Source organism: Pseudomonas azotoformans, assembly GCF_001579805.1.
GTDB lineage: Bacteria > Pseudomonadota > Gammaproteobacteria > Pseudomonadales > Pseudomonadaceae > Aquipseudomonas > Aquipseudomonas azotoformans_A.
In genome coordinates this window covers 4,459,518-4,477,528 of sequence record NZ_CP014546.1, presented here as the reverse complement: position 1 = coordinate 4,477,528, position 18,011 = coordinate 4,459,518, and the positions used below count along the sequence as shown (strand labels likewise).

The following is an 18,011-nucleotide window of genomic DNA, read 5'->3' as shown; positions in this document are numbered from 1 at the left end:
TGTGCCTTCACCCGACGCGCTTCAAGCAGGATGCGACCGATCAAAAAAAGAGACGGCCGCCGCTGCAATGGCGGTGGCTCACCATTCGCTTGAGATCCGTCATCCTGTCAGCGCTAAGACGCTGGCAGCGGCCACAATCTTAAAGCGCGTCAGCGTGATCTCCTTTCTCCAGCCGCATGAGGTAACAATCGCAACCCTGGCACCTAAAATCCGCCTCGATCACACCGGGCAGATTTTTAACGATACGGCGATACGCAGTTACATCGACTTGACCGATACCACCTCCACATACCTGAATTTTTTCCGCGCCGCCTTGGCTGCCTCTTGCTCTGCGAGCACAGAGCTCAACGTGTCGGCCTCATGCACCAGCTCGTGCATTTGACCTTTAAAGTCGTTCCCCACACGCGGGCCAGACACCTCTTTCATGGACAGGTGTACCGCTTCCAGCGGTGTGGCGCCGTGCTCGATGTGGCGCTCGACGTTTTCCACCACCACGATGGCGTCGCCCACCACGATGCCTATCGCCAGCACCAAGCCGAACAGTGTCAATGTGTTGATGGAATAACCCAACAGCAACAGCACCGCGAAGCGAGACTGGCACCGCCAGCAAAGGAATGATTGAGGCACGCCAAGTCTGGAGGAACAGGATCACCACCAGCACTACCAGCAAGGTCGCTTCGAGCAGCGTCGTAATCACCACGCTGATCGAGTCGCGCACGAAAACCGTCGTGTCATACACCGAGCTGACCTTCAGCCCAGGCGGTAGAGTCTGGCGGATCTGCTCCATCTGCTCCACCACCGCATCGCGAATTTCCAGTGCGTTGGCGCCCGGTGCCTGAAAGATGCCCACGCCGGCGGCATTCATGCCATCCAGGCGAGCGCGCATCGCATAGCTTCCGGCCGCAAGCTCGATACGCGCAACATCAGCCAGGCGCACGAGCTGGCCGTTGGCGCCGGTCCTGAGCACGATGTCGCCGAATTCCTCCACGGTTTCCAGGCGACCCTTGGCATTGATCGGCAGCAGAAAATCGCGGCCATTGGGCATGGGTTCGGCACCCAACTGGCCCGCGGAGACCTGCACGTTCTGCTCGCGAACCGCGCGCAGCACGTCACCGGCAGTCATGTCGCACGCGGCGACCTTGTCGGGGTCCAACCATAGCCGCATGGCGTAGTCGCCACTGCCAAACAGTTGGACATCGCCCACGCCAGGGATCTTGGCGAGTCGGTCTCGGATGTGCAGGCGCATGTAGTTGCGCAGGTACAGCGAATCATGCCTGCCATCTTCGGAGGTCAGGTGCACCACCATCAGGAAGACCGGCGATTGCTTTTGCGTGGTCACACCCTGCCGGCGCACATCTTCTGGCAAGCGGGCCTGTGCCTGCGCGACCCGGTTCTGCACGCGTACCGCGGCTTCGTCCGGGTTGGTGCCCGGACGGAAGGTCACGGTCAGTTGCAGCACGCCATCGGAACCGGCAACGGACTTGTAGTACATCATGTCCTCGACACCGCTGATGGCTTCTTCCAGCGGTGTGGCGACGGTTTCGGCAATCACCTTCGGGTTGGCGCCCGGATAGACCGTTCGCACGACCACCGAGGGCGGTACGACTTCCGGGTATTCGCTGATCGGCAGCAAAAGGATGGCGATCAAGCCAGCGGCGAAAATCACAATCGATAGCACCGTGGCGAAGATCGGCCGTTCTATGAAGATTTTGGAAAAGTCCAAGGTGTATCCCTGAGTTTGGGACGAGTTGCCCCGACCTGCTGGCGAAGCGGCAGGTGAAGGCACGACACAGGGGGATAGATGGCTTTTAGTTGGAGGTGTCGACTTTTGCCGGGGCCGTGGAGGCTTCCGTAATCGCCAGCTCGGGCTTGTCCGCCGCGCCAGGCACGAATGCCTTCTGATCCATCGCGACCAGGGTGGGCGTAACGGGCATGCCCGGCATGAACACCCTCTGCACACCGCTGACGATCACCCGGTCGCCGGCGGCCAGCCCCTTTTTCACGACGCGCAAGCCGTCGGCCATCCGGCCCACCTGCACGTCACGGCGCTGTGCTTTGCCGTCCGCATCGACCACGTAGACGTACTTTCGGTCCTGGTCGGTCAGCACGGCCTTGTCGTCGATCAGCGCTGCCTCGAACTCGCCACTGCCCAGCAGGCGCACGCGCGCATACAGACCAGGTGTGAAGCGGCGGTCAGCATTGTCCAGCACGGCACGGGCGAGAATGGTGCCGTTGCGGCGATCGACCTGGTTGTCCAGGAAGTCCACCGTGCCGGCGTGCGGAAAACCGGCCTCGTTGGCCAGCGCAACCTGCACCAGCAGCTTCCCGTCGCGTTCACTTGGACGCTCGCCCTTACGGGCCATCTCGGCGTAGCGCAGGAAAGCACGCTCGTCGGCGTCGAAGGGCACATGCACCTTGTTCAGCGAGACCACCGTGGTCAGCACGCTGGCGGCATCACCGGCAGTCACTAGGTTGCCCGTGGTGACCAGCGCGCGGCCAGAGCGGCCATCGATGTGCGCACGCACCTGGGTCCATTCCAGGTTGAGGCGTGAACTTTCCACCGCCGCCTGCGCGGCCGCGACGTTGGCCTGCGCCTGATCGGCGTTGGCGCGGCGCTGTTCGTACACTTCCGTCGATAGCGCCTGCACTTCGGCCAGGATCTTGGCGCGCGTGGCCTCGCTGTGGTTCAGTTCGGCCTGGGTGCGCGCGCGTGCCAGTTCGGCCTCCGCGCGCTCCAACTCGGCATGGTAGCTGCGCGCGTCGATAGTGAAGAGCACATCGCCCTTCTTCGCTTCCTGGCCTTCGGTGTAGTTGAACCGATGGATGTAGCCGGACACACGCAGGCGTAGATCGACGCGCTCGATGGCCTCGACGCGGCCACTGAACTCGTCCCACGACTAATCGTCCTGACCGGCACGAGCGCCACGCTGACACCCGGCGTTCTCTGCGGCCTGGTCGCTGCAGCCGGCCAGTACGGCCAGGCTCAAGGCGAGCACACTCGCACTGCCGAGGACCGATGTTGATCGCGAAAAGTTGCGGGAGCGGATTTGCATGACCATGAAAAGATCCTCGTGAGCGGGCGAGTCGCGGCGGCGCTCGCCGTCAGCCAGCCCGCGCCAGTGCAACGGCGTCGGCACCCGCCGGAAAATGCAGGCGGCCGGAGGTGTCGTTGGCGGCATCCCAGACGCCTTCGGCGACATCCGTCGAGGTCGTCACCGCGGAGAGCTGGCCGAATCCCGCGAACACTTCATGGGCGAGGTGCTCGTAGGGCTTCGTGATCAGGCCCTGCATGCGCTGCTGGCCGTTGGCGGTGAAGCTCGTGGAAGGTCCGTAACCGGGCTCGACCAGCTTGACCCGCACGCCCACTGCCTTGAGTTCATGTTCCAGCGATGCCGTGAAGCCTTCAATGGCGGTCTTGCTGGCCGTGTAAGCGGCCACCAGCGGGAACGGGGCCAGCGTCACGCTGGACGTGACGTTGACGATCGTGCCGGCTCCGCGTTCGCGGAACTGCGGAATCACCGCCCGGCACATCGCCATGACGCCGAACGTGTTGGTCTCGAAGATCTCCCGCACCGCGGACATCGGGGTGGCCTCGAATGCACCGAACAGACCGATGCCGGCGTTGTTCACCAGCACATCGATGGGGCCAGCGGCCTCCAAGGCCCGGTCGATGCTCTCGGGCTGGGTGACATCGATCGGCAGGATGCGCAGGTTGTCCGAGGCGGGAAGCAGGTCCGCACGGGGCGTCCGCATGGTCGCGATGACCTTCCAGCCGTTTGCCAGGAAGTGACAGGCAGTTTCCAGGCCATAGCCGGACGAACAGCCAGTAATCAGTACAGTCTTCATTTCGTGCTCCAAGGTGGTTGACTCAGACACAACGATAAAGAACTATTTCAGGATCTACGATGCGATATCGTCCACTTTATTTTAGCGATAATCCTAAATGAGTGATCCACTCTCCGAAATCGTCCGGCTGCTGCACCCGCAGACTGTGTTCGCCAACCTGATCAGTGGAAAGGGCAATTGGGCAGTGCGCTACTCCGAGTTTGGCAAGCCTAGCTTCTGCATTATGCTGGAAGGCAGTTGTCGACTGGCCGTGGATGGTCACGAGCCGACGACGATAAACGCTGGCGACTTCGTGCTGCTCCCCACCACGCCCAGCTTCACGATATCCAGCTTCGTTCCTGCGCCGCCGATCTACATGGACCCCAACAAAGTACCGGTGGGGCCGGAACTACGCTATGGCGAGCAGACCGGTAAACCCGACATGCGCTCGTTAGGAGGCTCGTTCGTGTTTGACTGCGCCGATCCAGGCTTGTTGGTGTCGCTGCTGCCGAAAGTGGTGCATGTGCAAGGTTCAACGCGCCTGTCACAGCTAGTACAGATGGTGGGCGAGGAAAGCGCGGATGAAAAGCCAGGTAACGAGTTCATGCGCACCCGACTGGCTGAAATGCTGCTCGTCGAGGCCATGCGTTCAACCACCTCCGGAAGCGCACCGCCGGGCTTGCTCCGTGGGTTGGGCGATGAGCGATTGGCAGCCGCGCTGAAGCAGATGCATACGCACCTTGATCAACGCTGGTCGATTGCGCAACTAGCCAAGATCGCTGCCCTATCACGATCCAGCTTTTTTGAGCGATTTACGCGAACAGTCGGGGTCGCACCTATGGAATACCTGCTCTCGTGGCGGATGGAAATTGCGAAGGAACTCCTTCGTCGTGGTGAATTGTCCGTTTCGGAGATTGCAGAACGCATTGGCTACGGCTCGACCAGCGCGTTTAGCGTGGCATTCACCAGGCACATTGGACAACCACCCAGCCACTATGCGCGCGCAGTGTAATTACCCACGCTTATCAAGAAATGAAAAGGCGGCGCGCTCGTCCAATCTCCCATTTCAACCCGCCACCGTGCACCATCCCGGTGAGCTGCTACCCCAGCAGCCGCGCGATCACGGCTCGCCCTGACACGAGGCCGAATCCGATGTCCTCATCGAGCATCGCGTAGCATCCGCTGGCGAGCATGACGTAGCGCCGGTAGATAGCTGCCCTAAGCCCCCATCCGCTATATCCTTCGCCGCCCGCAGATGAACTGCTGATCGAGCCGGATAGCCCAATCACCCGAGCCAGCAGCTCAATCGGCAGATGCGTTTTCAGCTCTGCGGCCACGCCACCTAGCCGTTGCACATAGTAGTGGAACCTACGCTCGGCCTATTCGTCTGACACCTTCCATACCCTGCCGCCATCCGGCCCACGATACCGGCACGGAATAGGTTTCCAGCCGGCGAGCTGAGGCAGAGTCGACTTCCTGCGGACGCGGTCAGCTTCGCACCGGCCTTATTCGATAGCACGGTGATAGTCGGGCAATAGCGGTCATCGCTCGCCAAGACAACAATGTTCTTGGCAGCCGCCCGCATCTCGGCGGAAACGTCAACTTCTCGCACCGCGCCGGCAGAGTAGTTAGCCAGCTCAACTCTGGAGTTCAAGGCGAGTTAGTGGGCCTTGACGACCACACGGCCGATGATAGTTCGGCCATCGTTACCCAGCTTGAACACCTTCCGCTCGGGCGGATGGTCTCTCATGGCCCAGGGCTCGCAAGGTCTTCTCGCATCCGCATGGATTGCCTTAGCGCTAGCGTTGCAACAGGCTTTGTTGAAACGCTCGACCTGAACCTGGCCATCCGCTCAGACTTCGTACGATTTTTTCTTGCACCATAATGACTTAACTCGCTGTTCAGTGCTACGTTGGCGGAAAGCCAAAAGGTGACTTTCAAGCTATTTTAGTGAGGGTATTGGGCACTGAAATCTTGCTCCAGCCTCCATCATTTCTGCTTGTGCCAAAGTTGGCGCGAAACGGTGTATAAGCTGTCGCTAGCTCACACCACACCCAGAGCAAACAACTGCCTACCTGATAAATGGAGATCAACATGTGTGTGTGGGCTTACGCACGAATGCGGTGCGTCAGTCAACAGGTTCATTGGCTGATTCACCGCATTCGCGAGCAAGCCCGAGTCCACCGTGTTAGCCGAGTACAACACAAAAAACGATCGCCTTTAAGGCCACCGCACTTTTGCTTTTGATCTTATGCGCCCTGCCAAACACGCTGGCCGACCGTAAGTTTTGGAACATAGACAACCCGGCAGGACGCCGGGTTAGCCGCGCGAGGTATAGGCCCAGACTACGAAGCCGGCGGGCACACCGAGCCCACGCTAGGTATCGAATGTTGGGGCGAAGCGCTTTTGATTACTTTTGGCGCTCGTCTCGTCCAAAAGTGACCCGCTGCAAGAGCGAAACCAATACCAGCCACCACCAAAATAACGGATATACGCACCATTAACCCACCTCCAAAAACCACCCCGGAATATCCGCCAACAAACTCCGCGTATACCCACTCCCCGGCGCCGTAAAAATCTGCTCGCAATCCCCCTGCTCAACCACCCTACCCGAGCGCATCACCACCACATGATCAGAAATCTGCCGCACCACCGCCAAATCATGAGAAATAAACAAATAGCTCAACCCCAACCGCTCCTGCAGCTCCCCCAGCAACTTCAAGATCTGCCCCTGAATCGACGCATCCAGCGCCGACAACGGCTCATCCAACACCAACAACTGCGGCTCCAACGCCAACGCCCGCGCAATTGCCACGCGCTGGCGTTGCCCGCCGGACAACTCCACCGCTCGACTCCCCAGCAACCGCGCCGGTAATTCGACCTGCTCCAGCAAGGTCGCCGCGCGCTGTCGCCGCCAGGCCGCGTCGCCGATATCAAACGCCTGCAGCGGCTCGCTGATGATCTGCTCCAAACTCAAGCGTGGGTTCAGCGACGCGTAGGGGTTCTGATACACCACCTGGATCCGCCGTCGCAACGCCTGCCAATCGCGCCGCGACACCCGGCTGATGTCTTGCCCGTCAAACATCACACTGCCGCTGTCCAACCGCTCCAGCCCCAGGATCAACCGCGCCGTGGTGGATTTGCCCGAGCCCGACTCGCCGACCAGGCTGGTCGTGCCGTGGCGTGGCAAGTGGAACGACACATCGTCCACCGCCAACGGCCCCGGCTGGCGCCAGGTGGAGAAGTCCTTGCTCAACCCCTGCACCGTCAACAGCGGCGCTTCATCAACCCGCACTGCACTCACCTGCCGCCGCTGCTGCACCAACAAACTCGGCGCCGCTTCCAGCAGTTGCCGCGTATAGGCATGCTGCGGCGCCTGGAATACCTGGCGCGCCGCGCCCGTCTCGACAATCCGGCCCTGGTGCATCACCAACAGCCGATCCGCCCGGTCCAGCGCCACGCCCAGGTCATGGGTGATCAACAACACCGCCGTGCCGCGCTCGCGGGCCAGGGTTTGCAGGCGGTCGAGAATCTGCCGCTGCACGCCCACATCCAGCGCGCTGGTGGGTTCGTCGGCGATCACCAGCGGTGGGTCGTTGGCCAGGGCGATGGCGATCAGTACCCGTTGGCGCATGCCGCCGGAGAGTTGGTAGGGATAGCCTCGCGCAACCCGTTCGGCCTCCACCAAACCGACTTCCCGCAGCAGGTCCAAGCTGCGTTTGCGCGCCAGCGGTTTGGGTACGCCGTGCAGGGTCAACGCTTCCACCAGCTGCTGGCCGATGCGTTTCACCGGGTCCAGGGACAACGCCGGGTCCTGGGGCACAAACCCCACGCTGCGCCCGCGAATGCTTTGCCATTGGCGCTCGCTGGCGGTGGTCAGTTCCTGCCCCGCCAGGCGAATGCTGCCGGATTCGATCTGCGCATTGCCCGCCAGCAACCCCACCAGCGCCGCAGCGGTGGTGGATTTGCCTGAGCCGGACTCGCCGACAATCGCCAGGATTTCCCCGGCCTTGAGTTGAAAATCGATACCCGCCACGCCTTCGGTGCGCCCGTCACGGCCGTGGTAGGCGATGCGCAGTTCGCGTACATCCAACAACACTTGCTCGGTCATCTCACAGCCCCTTGATCCTGTTGCAACGCCCGCGCCAATTGGTTGGCCGATACCACCACCGCCACCACCACCAGGCCCGGCAGGCTGGTGTACCACCAGGCGGAGATCATGTAGTTACGCCCTTCGGCCACCAACATCCCCCATTCCGGTTGCGGTGGCGGTGCGCCAAAGCCGAGAAAACTCAGGGCCGAGACCGACAGCACCGCGCTGCCGAATTCCAGCGCCGCCAAGGCCAACACCGGCGCGCTGGCGTGGGGCAGGATGTGCCGCACGATAATGGTCCACGGCCCCACGCCACAGGCCGACGCCGCTTCGACAAAAGTACTGGCGCGCCAGCGCAACACTTCACCCCGCACCAGGCGGGCGAAGGTCGCCACCGACGACAACCCCACCGCCAAGGCGATATTCACCGTGCCAAACCCCAGCACCGTGATCACTGCCATCGCCAGCAAGAGCGCGGGGATTGCCATCAGTACTTCCACCAAGCGCATCAGCAACGCGTCGACCCAGCCACCAAAGAAGCCGGCCAATACACCCAGCACAATGCCGCTGAACAACGCGATCAACACCGCCAGTAACGTCGCGCGCAACGACAGCCCAGCGCCGTACACGGTGCGGCTGTAGAGGTCACGCCCCAGGTGATCGGTGCCGAACCAATGCGTAGTCGAGGGGCTTTGCAATGCGTTGGACGGCACGCCGAGCAACGGATCGAAATGCGTAAACAACTGCGGCCACAGCGCCCAACCGAGTACCAGCAACAACACGATCACGCCCAGCGGCAACAACGGACGCCGCCGCAGCAGCGTGAAATAACGCGGCCGTGGCAGCACGGCAGTCAATGCAAGGCTCATCGTGCGGCTCCGCGAATGCGTGGATCGAGCAAGGGATACAACAGGTCCACCAACAGGTTGACCGTGATGAATATCAGCGCCGCCAACACCACCACGCCCTGCACCACCGGGATGTCTTGGCTGCTCACCGCGCCTTGGGCCAGGCGGCCGATACCTTCGCGGGAGAACACGGTTTCGGTGACCACGGAACCTGCCAGCAGCGAGCCGACAATCACCCCGCTGAGGCTGAGGATCGGGATCACCGCGTTATGCAGCACATGGGTCAGCAGCACCCGCAACGGGCTCAGGCCCTTGGCGCGCAGGGCATCGACGAAGGGCAGCCGCGAGGTGGCCGCCAGCGAACGCGCCAATACCTGGGCGATCACTGCGCTGGTGGGAATCGCCAAGGTCAGTGTCGGAAGCACCAACGAGGCCAGCCCCTGATTGCCCATCGCCGGGAACAGGTGCCAGCCAAACGAAAACCACTGCAACAGCAGCAACCCCACCCAAAAGGTCGGTAGCGACACCGCCACCGCCGGCAAACCGAGCAGTAAATCGCGCAGCCAACGCTGGCGGGTCAGGCTGGCCAGCAGCGCCAGGCCCACACCCAGCACCAATGAAACCGCCAACGACACCAGCGCCAGCGCCGCCGTCTTCGGCAACGCTTCAGCCAGCGAGGCCGACACCGGCTGGCCACTCTGGATCGAGTTGCCAAAATCCAGCTGCACCGCATGCCACAACGCAATGCCGTACTGCACCGCCAGCGGTTCATCCAGGTGGTACTGCGCACGCAACTGCGCCACTTGCTGCTGGTTGACCGTGCTCTGCTCGCCACTCTGGTTCAGCATGATGCTCACCGGGTCGCTGGGCAGCGCATACAGAATCACGAACGACAAGCTGAACGCCGCCCACAACACCAACAACGCCTGCCCGCCCCGGGCCAACAGGTAAAACGCCGCGCCTTTCATGGTTGCAACCAGGTGTCGAAGAATTGCAGGCGTGACGACGCTTCGTAATGCAGGCCCTGGACTTTCTTGCCGTGAGCCAACACCGTTGCCAGCTCCACCAAGGCAATCGCATGGCCGTCGCGCAGCAGCAACTCACTGGCCTGGTCGACCAGCACTTGGCGCTTGGCGGTGTCGAGGGTTTCGGAGGACTCGCGCAACAACCGGTCCACTTCACTCGGCTGGCGTTGGTTAATGTTGTAACCCTGGGCGTAATACACCGTGCGCAACACGTCCGGGTCGGCACGGGTGAGGTTGAGGAAGCGCACACTGAAATCCCCGTTAGCCTGAATCGCAGTGACCTGGCTGATGGTGGACTTGTTCAACTGGAACTCGATGCCCACGCCTTTCAGCTGTTGCTGCACCAGTTCCAGGATCGGCGTCTGCTGCCAGTAATCCAGGCGAAACGACAGGCGCTTACCATCCTTGACCCGCACACCGTCAGCACCCACTTGCCAACCGGCTTCGTCCAGCAGTTTGCGTGCGCCGTCCGGGTCATAGGCCAACAGGCTGGAAAAGTCGCGGTACAGCGGTGTGCTGGTGGCCAGCAACGCAGTCGCCGGTTTCTGATAGCGTGAAATGATGCGCTGCAACTCAGCGCGGTCAATCGCCTTGCTCAGCGCCTGACGCACCTTGATGTCGGCGAACAGCGGCGTCGATTCGTTCAGTGCCAGGTTGAATACCACACCGGGATTGGCACGGGTCAACAGCACCAGGCCTTGCCCTCCGATGCTCGGTTCATCCTGGGGTGCCACGCTGGTGTTCACCTCGATCTGCCCGGAAGCCAGGCTGCCCAGGCGCACGCCGGATTCGGGAATGATCAGGAACTCGATAGCGTCCAGCCAGGCCTTGCCCTTGTGCGCCGACAGCGATGAACCCCACGCATAGTCGTCACGGCGCACCAGCGAGACCTTCTGGTTATGCACGAATGACTTGAGCACAAACGGCCCCGAACCGACCAACTGACCCTGGCAGCGGTCGCCCGAAGGCAGCGCCAGGTTGGCCGGCGACAACAACCCCAAAGTCATGGTCGAGGTGGCTTGGAGGAATTGCGCGTTGGGTTGCTCGAACGCCACCACCACGGTGTGGCTGTCCGGCGTCTCGATGCTTTTGAGGCCCGCCAGGTAGGTCGAGCCCAGTATCGAACGCGCGCCCAAGGCGACGATGGCTTCCAGGTTGGCCTTGACGGCAGCCGCGTCCACCGGCGCGCCATCGCTGAACGTGGCGCCTTGGCGCAGCACGAAGGTAAAGCGCCGCGAATCCGCGTCCACCTCCCAACGCTCGGCCAGCCATGGCACGATGTCGCCGGTAACCGGGTCTTGATCGGTCAGCGAATCCACCAGTTGCCGCCCCACGTTCAGCGCGGTGTTGTTGCCGGCCTGCTGCGGGTCGACGCACTGCGGGTCGCCGTCCAGCGCCACGCGCAAGGTGCCGCCGCTTTGGGGTTTGGAGGCATCCGCCTGGGTGACCTTGTCGGACGGCCCGCCGCACGCCGCCAAGAGCAACGCCAGCATCGCGACTGAAAGCTGCTTCATGTACGCGCTCCCTGATGACGGTTGGCGATATACGGCAGCCCAAGGTTCTCGCGCAGGGTCTGGCCCTGGTATTCCCGACGGAACAGGCCACGACGCTGCAACTCCGGCACCACGCCCTCGGTGAAGTCCGTGATGCTTTGGTGCAGCCCGGAAAACATCACGTTGAAGCCATCGGCAGCGCCACTTTCGAACCATTCCTGGAAGTCATCCGCCACGCTTTCGGGCGTACCGATCAGGATGCGATGCCCACCCGCGGTGAGTTTGTTGAACAGCTCGCGCACCGTTGGGCGCTCGCGGCGGATCAGGTCAAACACCAGTTTCTGCCGGCTCTTGTGGGTGTTGGTGTCGAAGTGCTCCGGCGGCAACGGCACCAGCGAATCGAACGGCAGCTCCGACAGGTCAAAACCCAGACTGGTAAAGCGCGAGATCGAACTGAGGAAGGTTTTCGGGTCTAGCAGCTCCTGCAACTGGTCGTACTTGGCATGGGCTTCCGCCTGGGTACGGCCAATCACGGTGGACACCCCCGGCAGCACCTTCAGGTGCTCGGGGTTGCGCCCCAATGCAGCAGCGGTCTGCTTAATCTCCTGGTAGAACGCCAGGCCCTGCTCCACCGTGTGTTGCGCGGTGAAAATCAACTCCCCTGCCCGCGCAGCCAGCCGCCGACCGGTGTCGGAGGACCCGGCCTGGGCGATCACCGGATACCCCTGCACTGGCCGCGAGGCATTCAGCGGGCCTTGCACCTGGAAGTGTTTGCCGTGGTGGTTGAGCACATGCAGCTTGTCGGTATCCAGCCATTTCCCGCTGGCCTTGTCCTGGATAAAGGCATCGTCGGCCCAGCTGTCCCACAGGCCGGTGACCACGTCATAGAACTCTTCGGCGCGCTCGTAGCGGTCGGCATGCTTAATGTGATCATCACGATTGAAATTCTCGCCGCCGCCCAGGGACGTCACCAGGTTCCAACCGACCCGGCCACCGCTCAAGTGGTCGATGTTGGCGAACTTGCGTGCAATGTTGTACGGCTCGTTGTAGGTGGTGCTGGCGGTCGCGATCAGGCCGATATGGCGCGTGACCAACGCCAGCGCCGGCAGCAGCACCAGCGGGTCCCAGCGCACGCTGTTGGGCCCGCGTGCCAGGGCCTGCAGGTCGAGTTCGACGTTCACCGAGTCATTGAAGAACAGCGCATGAAAGCGCGCTGCTTCAAGTTTTTCGGCGATCCAGCGGTAGTGTTCGAAGTCTCGGAACGAGTCCGTGGCGGCGCTCGGGTGGCGCCACGCAGAGCCCATGATGCCCGCACTGGGGATGAAGGCGCCGAGCAGGATTTGGCGGTCGTGTTGGCTCATGTCGCAGTCCTCATCAGAAGTTGTAGGTGGCGCGGGTGTACCAGAACGCACCGTAGGGATCGAACGGCGAGATGCTGCCGAACTTCGGAAAACCGTTGATATCGCCTTGGGGGAATGCGTTGTTGTCGGCCTTGACGTTGAGGATGTTGTTGGCGCCCACCGCCAGGTTCAGGTCCTTGGTGAGGTTGTAGGCCACCTCCAGGTCGGTCAGCCATTTGGCGCCGTAGGTCACGTCATAAGCGGGGTTGGCGTCGCGGGCGATGACCTTGTCGTAGCGGGTCAGGCCAGCGTTGATGTCGAAGTTGTCGACCTTCCAGTTGGCGCTGAGGATCAGCTTGGTCTTGGGGTTGGCCACGGTCAGGTAACCCTGGGCCACGCGGTCGAACAGCACCAGGTTGCTGCCGGCGGCGGTGAGGGAGGCAGGCGTCGACTTGATGCTGTCGATGGTGGTTTTGTTGTAGTTCGCCGCGACGCCGTACTTGACGGTACCCAGGGCGCCGTAGTCGACGCGGTAGTCGGTGACCAGGTCGATACCGCGCGTGGTGGTGTCGGCGGCGTTGGTGAAGTACTTCACCCGGTAGCCAGGGCGGAAACCGTTGGCTTGCAGGATCTGGTCAACGCCGGTGCCATACAGGAAGCCGGTCTGGGCGATGCGGTCACGGATCTCGATCTGGTAGGCATCCAGGGTCACGTTGGCTTCCTGGACCGGCTTCCAGGCAAACCCGACGCTGATATTGCGCGACTTCTCCGGTTTGAGCGCCTCAGCACCGAGGGCCTGGCCCAGCACGGAATCGACCCGTACCGACTTGGCCTCGACGAACTGCGCCACGCCGTTGACCGAGGTGTACTGGTTGGCGGTTTGCGCATACACCGACTGCGACAGCGACGGTGCGCGGAAACCATTGCTCAAGGTGCCGCGCAAGGCGAACTCTGGGGTCAGGTCGTAACGCAGCGACAGCTTGCCGCTGCGGGTGTTGCCGGAGTCGTCGTCGTAATGCTCGAAGCGCCCGGCCACGCCGACGTAGAGCTTTTCGGTGGGGTTGACGCCCACATCCAAATAGCTGGCGTAGCTGCTGCGACTGGCCTGGCCTTCGTCTTCCGGCGTCAGGGTGATCGCACCCTGCGCGCCCACTGCGCCAGGCTGCCCGGCCAGTGGGCCGCTTGGGTAGATATAGCCACCGTTGATGTACGACAGCGGGTTGCCGGACTCGGTCTTGTAACGCTCATGCCGGTGCTCAAGGCCGCCGGAGATTTGCAGCGGCTTGCTCAGGCCCACGTCAAAGGCGCGGGTGAGGTCGAGGTTGTTGGTCCACTGGTCGAAGTAGTTGGTGTAGGTGGTGAAGTGGGTCGGGCTCGACGGACCCAGCGACGCGTTGAGGGTGTCATCGGCACCGGCCACGCCTTTGTCGCGGCCAAAGGTCGAACTCAAATCCCAGTTCCACTCGGCGACCTTGCCCTTGCCACCGGCTGCCACTTGGTAGTCGGTCTCGCGCAGGGTGTAGAACGGCGCGGTGCCGTCAGGGTAGATCGACGGGATGATGTTGGTGGAGTTCGGTCGCCGGTAGTTCTGCCCACCGCGCGCATCGCGGTTACTGAGGGTGGAGAACGAATACAGGGTCACATCGTCCAGCGGCAATTCGGCGTTGTAGGCGACGTTGATTGCCTTGATTTTCGGCAGGCCGTTTTTCTGCACGTCCTTGTCGTTGGCCTCGCGCGGGTCGGCCGAGCCGTCGGGCTGGCGGTAATAGAACGCGCCCGTCGCATCCCGCGCACGCACGGCAGTCTGCTGGGACTTGGCGTCCAGGGACAGGTTGAAGAAGCCGTCATTGGGCAAGGCAAACCCGCTGTTCAGCGTCTGGCGAATGGTACCGCCATCGCCTTTGGTGTATTCGCCGTAGGAGGTGCTGACCGAGCCGCCATGGTCGTTTTGCTTGAGGATGATGTTGATCACCCCGGCAATCGCATCCGAACCATATTGCGCCGAGGCGCCGTCGCGCAGCACCTCGATATGGTCGATGGCACTGACCGGGATCATATCCAGGTCCACCGGGTTGGTGCCGTAGGCCGCCGTGGAGTCGAGGTTGATCACTGCACTGTTGTGACGGCGCTTGCCATTGACCAGCACTAGCACGTTGGAACCGTTGAGGCCGCGCAGGCTATAGGGCCGGGCGACGCTGTCGTTGGAGGTGCCCGAGGGACGCTGGGAAAACGACGGCAAGGTTTTCTGCAACGCGGCACGCAGGCTGCTGGAGCCGGTTTTTTCCAGTTGCTGGGCGCTGATCACATCGATCGGCGCCGGGCTGCTGGTGACGGTGCGCGCTTCGCTGCCCCGGGAGCCGGTGACGATCACCGTGTCCAGGGTGTCATCAGTGGTGGCGGCATAGACCGGCAGCATGCTGAAGCCGGCGAACATCAGGGGTGCAAGTTGCAGGGTGGAACGGTAGGCAGTGAGTTTCATGGCAGGTCAACTGTTCAAAATAGGGTTGAAGTCGTCGCGCCACAGCGGTCGTGCATCGACGCTCTGGCTAATCAAATGGTTTTGGTAAAACAGGTCGGCCACCTGCTGCTGGGAGTTGATGGCGTCGGTATCGATGCCTAGCAGGCGCGCCGGTCGGCTGCGCTGCTGGAACTGGCGCAAGTACAACGCGCGGTCGATACCGGTCAGCGCTTCACTGCGCTCGGCCCAGCGTTCGGGATGGGCATTGACCCAGTCCCAGGTGGCTCTCTCACGCTGCAAAAAATCGCCTACCTGGCTGCGGCGTTGAGGGTTGGCCAATACCTGTTGCGTGGTCGCAATCACGTATTTGCCGGAGTAGTAGCGGATGACGTCCGCCAGCAACTCGCCGTCCATTTGGCTGATGGCTTGCAGGGCACTGATGCCGCCCGTGACAATGGCATCCACATGGCCGTTGCGAAACGCGGTGAGCGCGTCCTGCACCGGCTGCGGCACGGCCTCCACATCGGCCAGGGACAAGCCGTTTTGTGCGAACATGTTCAGTATGAAGTAGTGGGTGTTGGTGGCCCGCACATAGCTGATGGTCTTGCCCTTGAGGTCCTGGACCGTGCGCAGGCCGCTGTCTTTTTTCACCACCAGGCTGGTGTCGTTCTGGTCGCCTTGAAACAGCGCAACCAACGCAATCGGCACCTTGGCAATCGAGGCAAAAATCGGCGGAATCTCGCTCATGAAGGCGTAATCCAGATGACCGCTGCTCAAGGCTTCCAACACTAGGTTGCCGCCGCTGACGTCCACCCATTCCACCGGGTACGGCGTATCCGCCTGGCCGGCATCGGCCATGAACGACGCGGCCATGCCTTTGTAGCGCCAGACACGCAACGGTTCGGCGGCGTGAGCTTGACGGCCCAGCAAAGAACCAGCTGCAAGCACGCCACCGGCCAGCAGCAATTGCCGTCGGGAAAGACTGTGCATGGTGGGCGCCTTAGTTGAGCAGGTCGGGTTCTTCAGTGCGGATCTGGTCCCACAGCGGCAGGAAGTTGAGCCAGGCGAAAAACTCATGCCGCGCCCTGTCGATACCGCCTTCCAATGCATCCGGCGCAGGAATCAACGGTGCACCCGCCGAGTGCGCCAGCAGGTGCACACGAGCGGTGTCTTCGGCGAGGATGAAACGCCAGGCGGCGCTTTCCACGGTCTCGCCGGTGACCCACAGGCCGTGGTTCTGCCACACCAGCAGGTTGTTCTGGGCGAAGGTTTCGACAAAGGCCTGGGCGACGATCTTGCGGTCTTGTTCCAGCGCGCCAGTGGCGGTTCGTAGGGCGTGGCGCGGGAAGATCACCTGGTCATCGAGGAACGCGCCGGACTCGGCGGTGATCGGGTCAAACAAGCGGCCCAGCGACGACCACACTCGACCGTGGAAGCCGTGCAGGTGGGCAATGCCGACCACTTCAGGCCGCGCCTGTTGCAAGTCGTGGTGCAGTTCCAGGGCGCTGGTGTTGAGCATGCCTTCGCCTTCGACGACTTGGCCGTTGCTATCCACGCGCAGCAGGTGCGAGACGGTGATTTGCGAGAACGGCACGCCCAGTGGGTTGATCCAGTAGTGGTCCCGGTGCACCGGGTCACGGGCGGTGAAGTGCCCTGCCACGCCAACCTCGTAGCCCAGACGGCCGAACAGGCGGTAGGCGGCGGCGAGTTTTTGCTTGCGGTTCACGCGTTCTTGCAGGGGGTCGTCCAGCTTGGGCACTGCGCCCAGGGCCAGGCGGTTGTTGTCGTAGGGCAAGGTGTAGATGGTTTGGGGGAACAGTGTGGAATGGCTCATACGGTGACCCTGATCATTTTTTTTGGGCGAGCGAATTCGTGGCTCGGCTTGGCCGGCGGTGGAAACGCAAGGACGGTGTGGCGGCGGGGAAAGCGGTCAGGTTGTCATGATCAGGGGGCCCCTCGCAGTTGGGTTGGGTCGGTGCTCACCTCCACCATGCGAGGGGTCGGGTCGAGTGTGGTGTCTCTGTACTGAAAGATATTCGTCTAAGAAACGCCTGTGAAAGTCTTTGTAGTCATATGCTAATAATCAGTTTTTTTAATATTTAAACAATATATAATCATATAATTGCATTTTTATTTTAGTGGGGGGGGGGGGGCATATCCGTTATTTAGGTAACGGCTAACATTGGTTGCGCCCTTACGGCCATACCTTTGAAGGTCTAGATTAAACGCTGATAATCAGCCTTAGTTGCCTTGAACACCCGATCTGTTGATGTATGAGCCCGCGCCGCTTGCCCCTTCAATACGCCTTTGGTTTGGCAACCTTGGGACCGACTATTTTTTTAGAGATTTGTTTGGTCCTCTACAAACGCTATTGGCTACCTGCACAAATGGTCTTCGCGGTCAGCGTGACCGAGCCCTGCTCCTGTTAGCCTGGAGTGGTGGTGGCCGACGGAGCTCCGAGGTGGTTGGTTTGCAGATCGGCGACCTGTGTCGCCTGAATGCTGATACATGGTTGTATGCCTTAGGCACCACCAAGACCGACACCGGCGGCACTCGCCGTGAAAAATCGCTGCGCGGCCCCGTCGCTCAAGCGCTGACCGAATGGCTGAAGATTACGCCTGCAGCGTCGGGACCGCTGTTTCGGCGCCTGTATAAGGGTGACAACGCGGGAACGGCAGGCTTATCGGCTGACCAGGTGGCCCGTTTCGTTCAGCGCCGTGCAAAGCTGGCAGGCTTGGACGGCTATTAGTCGGCGCACAGTTTGTGCTCAGGGCTCATGACCGAGGCCGGCCGTCAGGGAGTGCCATTGGGTGAAGTAATGACGATGACCGAGCACCGCAGCGTGAGTACGGTAATGGGTTAATTTCAAGCCGGTGCACTCCTGGAAAGTCGAGCCACGCCCCCTACTTAAATCATCGATCGCGGATGA

General features: G+C 61.7%; 13 protein-coding genes and 3 pseudogenes. 3 read left to right on the top strand and 13 right to left on the bottom strand.

What is annotated here, in order from left to right; genetic code table 11:
* Nucleotide 1: 1 nt before the first annotated feature.
* On the top strand, nucleotides 2–382 hold the full coding sequence (locus tag AYR47_RS33005) for a hypothetical protein (protein ID WP_237142578.1): 381 nt from the start codon (nucleotides 2–4) through the stop codon (nucleotides 380–382).
* Nucleotides 383–405: 23 nt separating this feature from the next.
* Here the strand turns inward: AYR47_RS33005 and AYR47_RS20660 are convergent.
* The 4 genes and pseudogenes from AYR47_RS20660 to AYR47_RS20650 all read right to left on the bottom strand — a co-directional run.
* A pseudogene (locus tag AYR47_RS20660) lies at nucleotides 406–1,723 on the bottom strand (efflux RND transporter permease subunit); the annotation flags it as partial.
* A 169-nt stretch (nucleotides 1,724–1,892) separates the two neighbouring features.
* A pseudogene (locus AYR47_RS20655) lies at nucleotides 1,893–2,938 on the bottom strand (efflux RND transporter periplasmic adaptor subunit); the annotation flags it as partial.
* Nucleotides 2,898–3,059 carry a hypothetical protein gene (locus AYR47_RS33190; RefSeq protein ID WP_269465579.1) on the bottom strand — a complete coding sequence of 54 codons (162 nt, stop codon included), beginning with the start codon at nucleotides 3,057–3,059 and terminating at the stop codon, nucleotides 2,898–2,900. The gene AYR47_RS33190 and the pseudogene AYR47_RS20655, both read right to left, overlap by 41 nt.
* 43 nt (nucleotides 3,060–3,102) lie before the next feature.
* The gene (locus AYR47_RS20650; protein ID WP_061436603.1) at nucleotides 3,103–3,846 is read right to left on the bottom strand and encodes an SDR family oxidoreductase; all 744 of its coding nucleotides are present in this window, start codon (nucleotides 3,844–3,846) and stop codon (nucleotides 3,103–3,105) included.
* Nucleotides 3,847–3,943: 97 nt separating this feature from the next.
* On the opposite strand from AYR47_RS20650, the gene AYR47_RS20645 reads away from it, so the two are divergent.
* Nucleotides 3,944–4,837, top strand: a complete 894-nt coding sequence (locus tag AYR47_RS20645; RefSeq protein ID WP_061436601.1) for an AraC family transcriptional regulator — start codon at nucleotides 3,944–3,946, stop codon at nucleotides 4,835–4,837.
* An 88-nt stretch (nucleotides 4,838–4,925) separates the two neighbouring features.
* Here AYR47_RS20645 and AYR47_RS20640 read toward each other — a convergent pair whose 3' ends face one another.
* The 9 genes from AYR47_RS20640 to AYR47_RS20600 all read right to left on the bottom strand — a co-directional run bounded on the left by AYR47_RS20640 (nucleotide 4,926) and on the right by AYR47_RS20600 (nucleotide 16,916).
* Nucleotides 4,926–5,162, bottom strand: a complete 237-nt coding sequence (locus tag AYR47_RS20640) for a hypothetical protein (RefSeq protein WP_061436599.1) — start codon at nucleotides 5,160–5,162, stop codon at nucleotides 4,926–4,928.
* Nucleotides 5,163–6,325: 1,163 nt separating this feature from the next.
* Complete coding sequence (locus tag AYR47_RS20635) at nucleotides 6,326–7,936, bottom strand: dipeptide ABC transporter ATP-binding protein (protein ID WP_061436597.1); 1,611 nt, start codon at nucleotides 7,934–7,936, stop codon at nucleotides 6,326–6,328.
* Nucleotides 7,933–8,787 (bottom strand): ABC transporter permease, encoded by an 855-nt coding sequence (locus tag AYR47_RS20630; RefSeq protein ID WP_156487810.1) that lies wholly within the window; start codon nucleotides 8,785–8,787, stop codon nucleotides 7,933–7,935. Before AYR47_RS20630 ends, AYR47_RS20635 begins: the two co-directional genes overlap by 4 nt.
* Nucleotides 8,784–9,734 (bottom strand): ABC transporter permease, encoded by a 951-nt coding sequence (locus AYR47_RS20625; RefSeq protein WP_061436596.1) that lies wholly within the window; start codon nucleotides 9,732–9,734, stop codon nucleotides 8,784–8,786. Before AYR47_RS20625 ends, AYR47_RS20630 begins: the two co-directional genes overlap by 4 nt.
* Nucleotides 9,731–11,305: an ABC transporter substrate-binding protein gene (locus AYR47_RS20620; RefSeq protein WP_061436594.1), complete on the bottom strand. Its 1,575-nt coding sequence runs from the start codon at nucleotides 11,303–11,305 to the stop codon at nucleotides 9,731–9,733. Before AYR47_RS20620 ends, AYR47_RS20625 begins: the two co-directional genes overlap by 4 nt.
* Complete coding sequence (locus tag AYR47_RS20615; protein ID WP_061436592.1) at nucleotides 11,302–12,645, bottom strand: LLM class flavin-dependent oxidoreductase; 1,344 nt, start codon at nucleotides 12,643–12,645, stop codon at nucleotides 11,302–11,304. Before AYR47_RS20615 ends, AYR47_RS20620 begins: the two co-directional genes overlap by 4 nt.
* Before the next feature lie 13 nt (nucleotides 12,646–12,658).
* Nucleotides 12,659–15,103, bottom strand: a complete 2,445-nt coding sequence (locus AYR47_RS20610) for a TonB-dependent receptor plug domain-containing protein (RefSeq protein WP_061436591.1) — start codon at nucleotides 15,101–15,103, stop codon at nucleotides 12,659–12,661.
* Between the two features lie 6 nt (nucleotides 15,104–15,109).
* Entirely contained in the window at nucleotides 15,110–16,072 is a 963-nt protein-coding gene (locus AYR47_RS20605) for an ABC transporter substrate-binding protein (RefSeq protein ID WP_061436589.1), read from the bottom strand.
* A 10-nt stretch (nucleotides 16,073–16,082) separates the two neighbouring features.
* Nucleotides 16,083–16,916, bottom strand: coding sequence for a class II aldolase/adducin family protein (locus AYR47_RS20600; protein WP_061436587.1), 834 nt, complete (start codon nucleotides 16,914–16,916; stop codon nucleotides 16,083–16,085).
* Between the two features lie 522 nt (nucleotides 16,917–17,438).
* On the opposite strand from AYR47_RS20600, the pseudogene AYR47_RS20595 reads away from it, so the two are divergent.
* Nucleotides 17,439–17,945: pseudogene (locus tag AYR47_RS20595) on the top strand (tyrosine-type recombinase/integrase); the annotation flags it as partial.
* Nucleotides 17,946–18,011 lie beyond the last annotated feature (66 nt).

Bases quoted from the DNA above. Each gene is read 5' to 3' on its own strand.
- AYR47_RS33190 (WP_269465579.1), bottom strand. From the start codon at position 3,059: ATGGTCATGCAAATCCGCTCCCGCAACTTTTCGCGATCAACATCGGTC.
- AYR47_RS20650 (WP_061436603.1), bottom strand. From the start codon at position 3,846: ATGAAGACTGTACTGATTACTGGCTGTTCGTCCGGCTATGGCCTGGAA.
- AYR47_RS20645 (WP_061436601.1), top strand. From the start codon at position 3,944: ATGAGTGATCCACTCTCCGAAATCGTCCGGCTGCTGCACCCGCAGACT.
- AYR47_RS20635 (WP_061436597.1), bottom strand. From the start codon at position 7,936: ATGACCGAGCAAGTGTTGTTGGATGTACGCGAACTGCGCATCGCCTAC.
- AYR47_RS20630 (WP_156487810.1), bottom strand. From the start codon at position 8,787: ATGAGCCTTGCATTGACTGCCGTGCTGCCACGGCCGCGTTATTTCACG.
- AYR47_RS20625 (WP_061436596.1), bottom strand. From the start codon at position 9,734: ATGAAAGGCGCGGCGTTTTACCTGTTGGCCCGGGGCGGGCAGGCGTTG.
- AYR47_RS20620 (WP_061436594.1), bottom strand. From the start codon at position 11,305: ATGAAGCAGCTTTCAGTCGCGATGCTGGCGTTGCTCTTGGCGGCGTGC.
- AYR47_RS20615 (WP_061436592.1), bottom strand. From the start codon at position 12,645: ATGAGCCAACACGACCGCCAAATCCTGCTCGGCGCCTTCATCCCCAGT.
- AYR47_RS20610 (WP_061436591.1), bottom strand. From the start codon at position 15,103: ATGAAACTCACTGCCTACCGTTCCACCCTGCAACTTGCACCCCTGATG.
- AYR47_RS20605 (WP_061436589.1), bottom strand. From the start codon at position 16,072: ATGCACAGTCTTTCCCGACGGCAATTGCTGCTGGCCGGTGGCGTGCTT.
- AYR47_RS20600 (WP_061436587.1), bottom strand. From the start codon at position 16,916: ATGAGCCATTCCACACTGTTCCCCCAAACCATCTACACCTTGCCCTAC.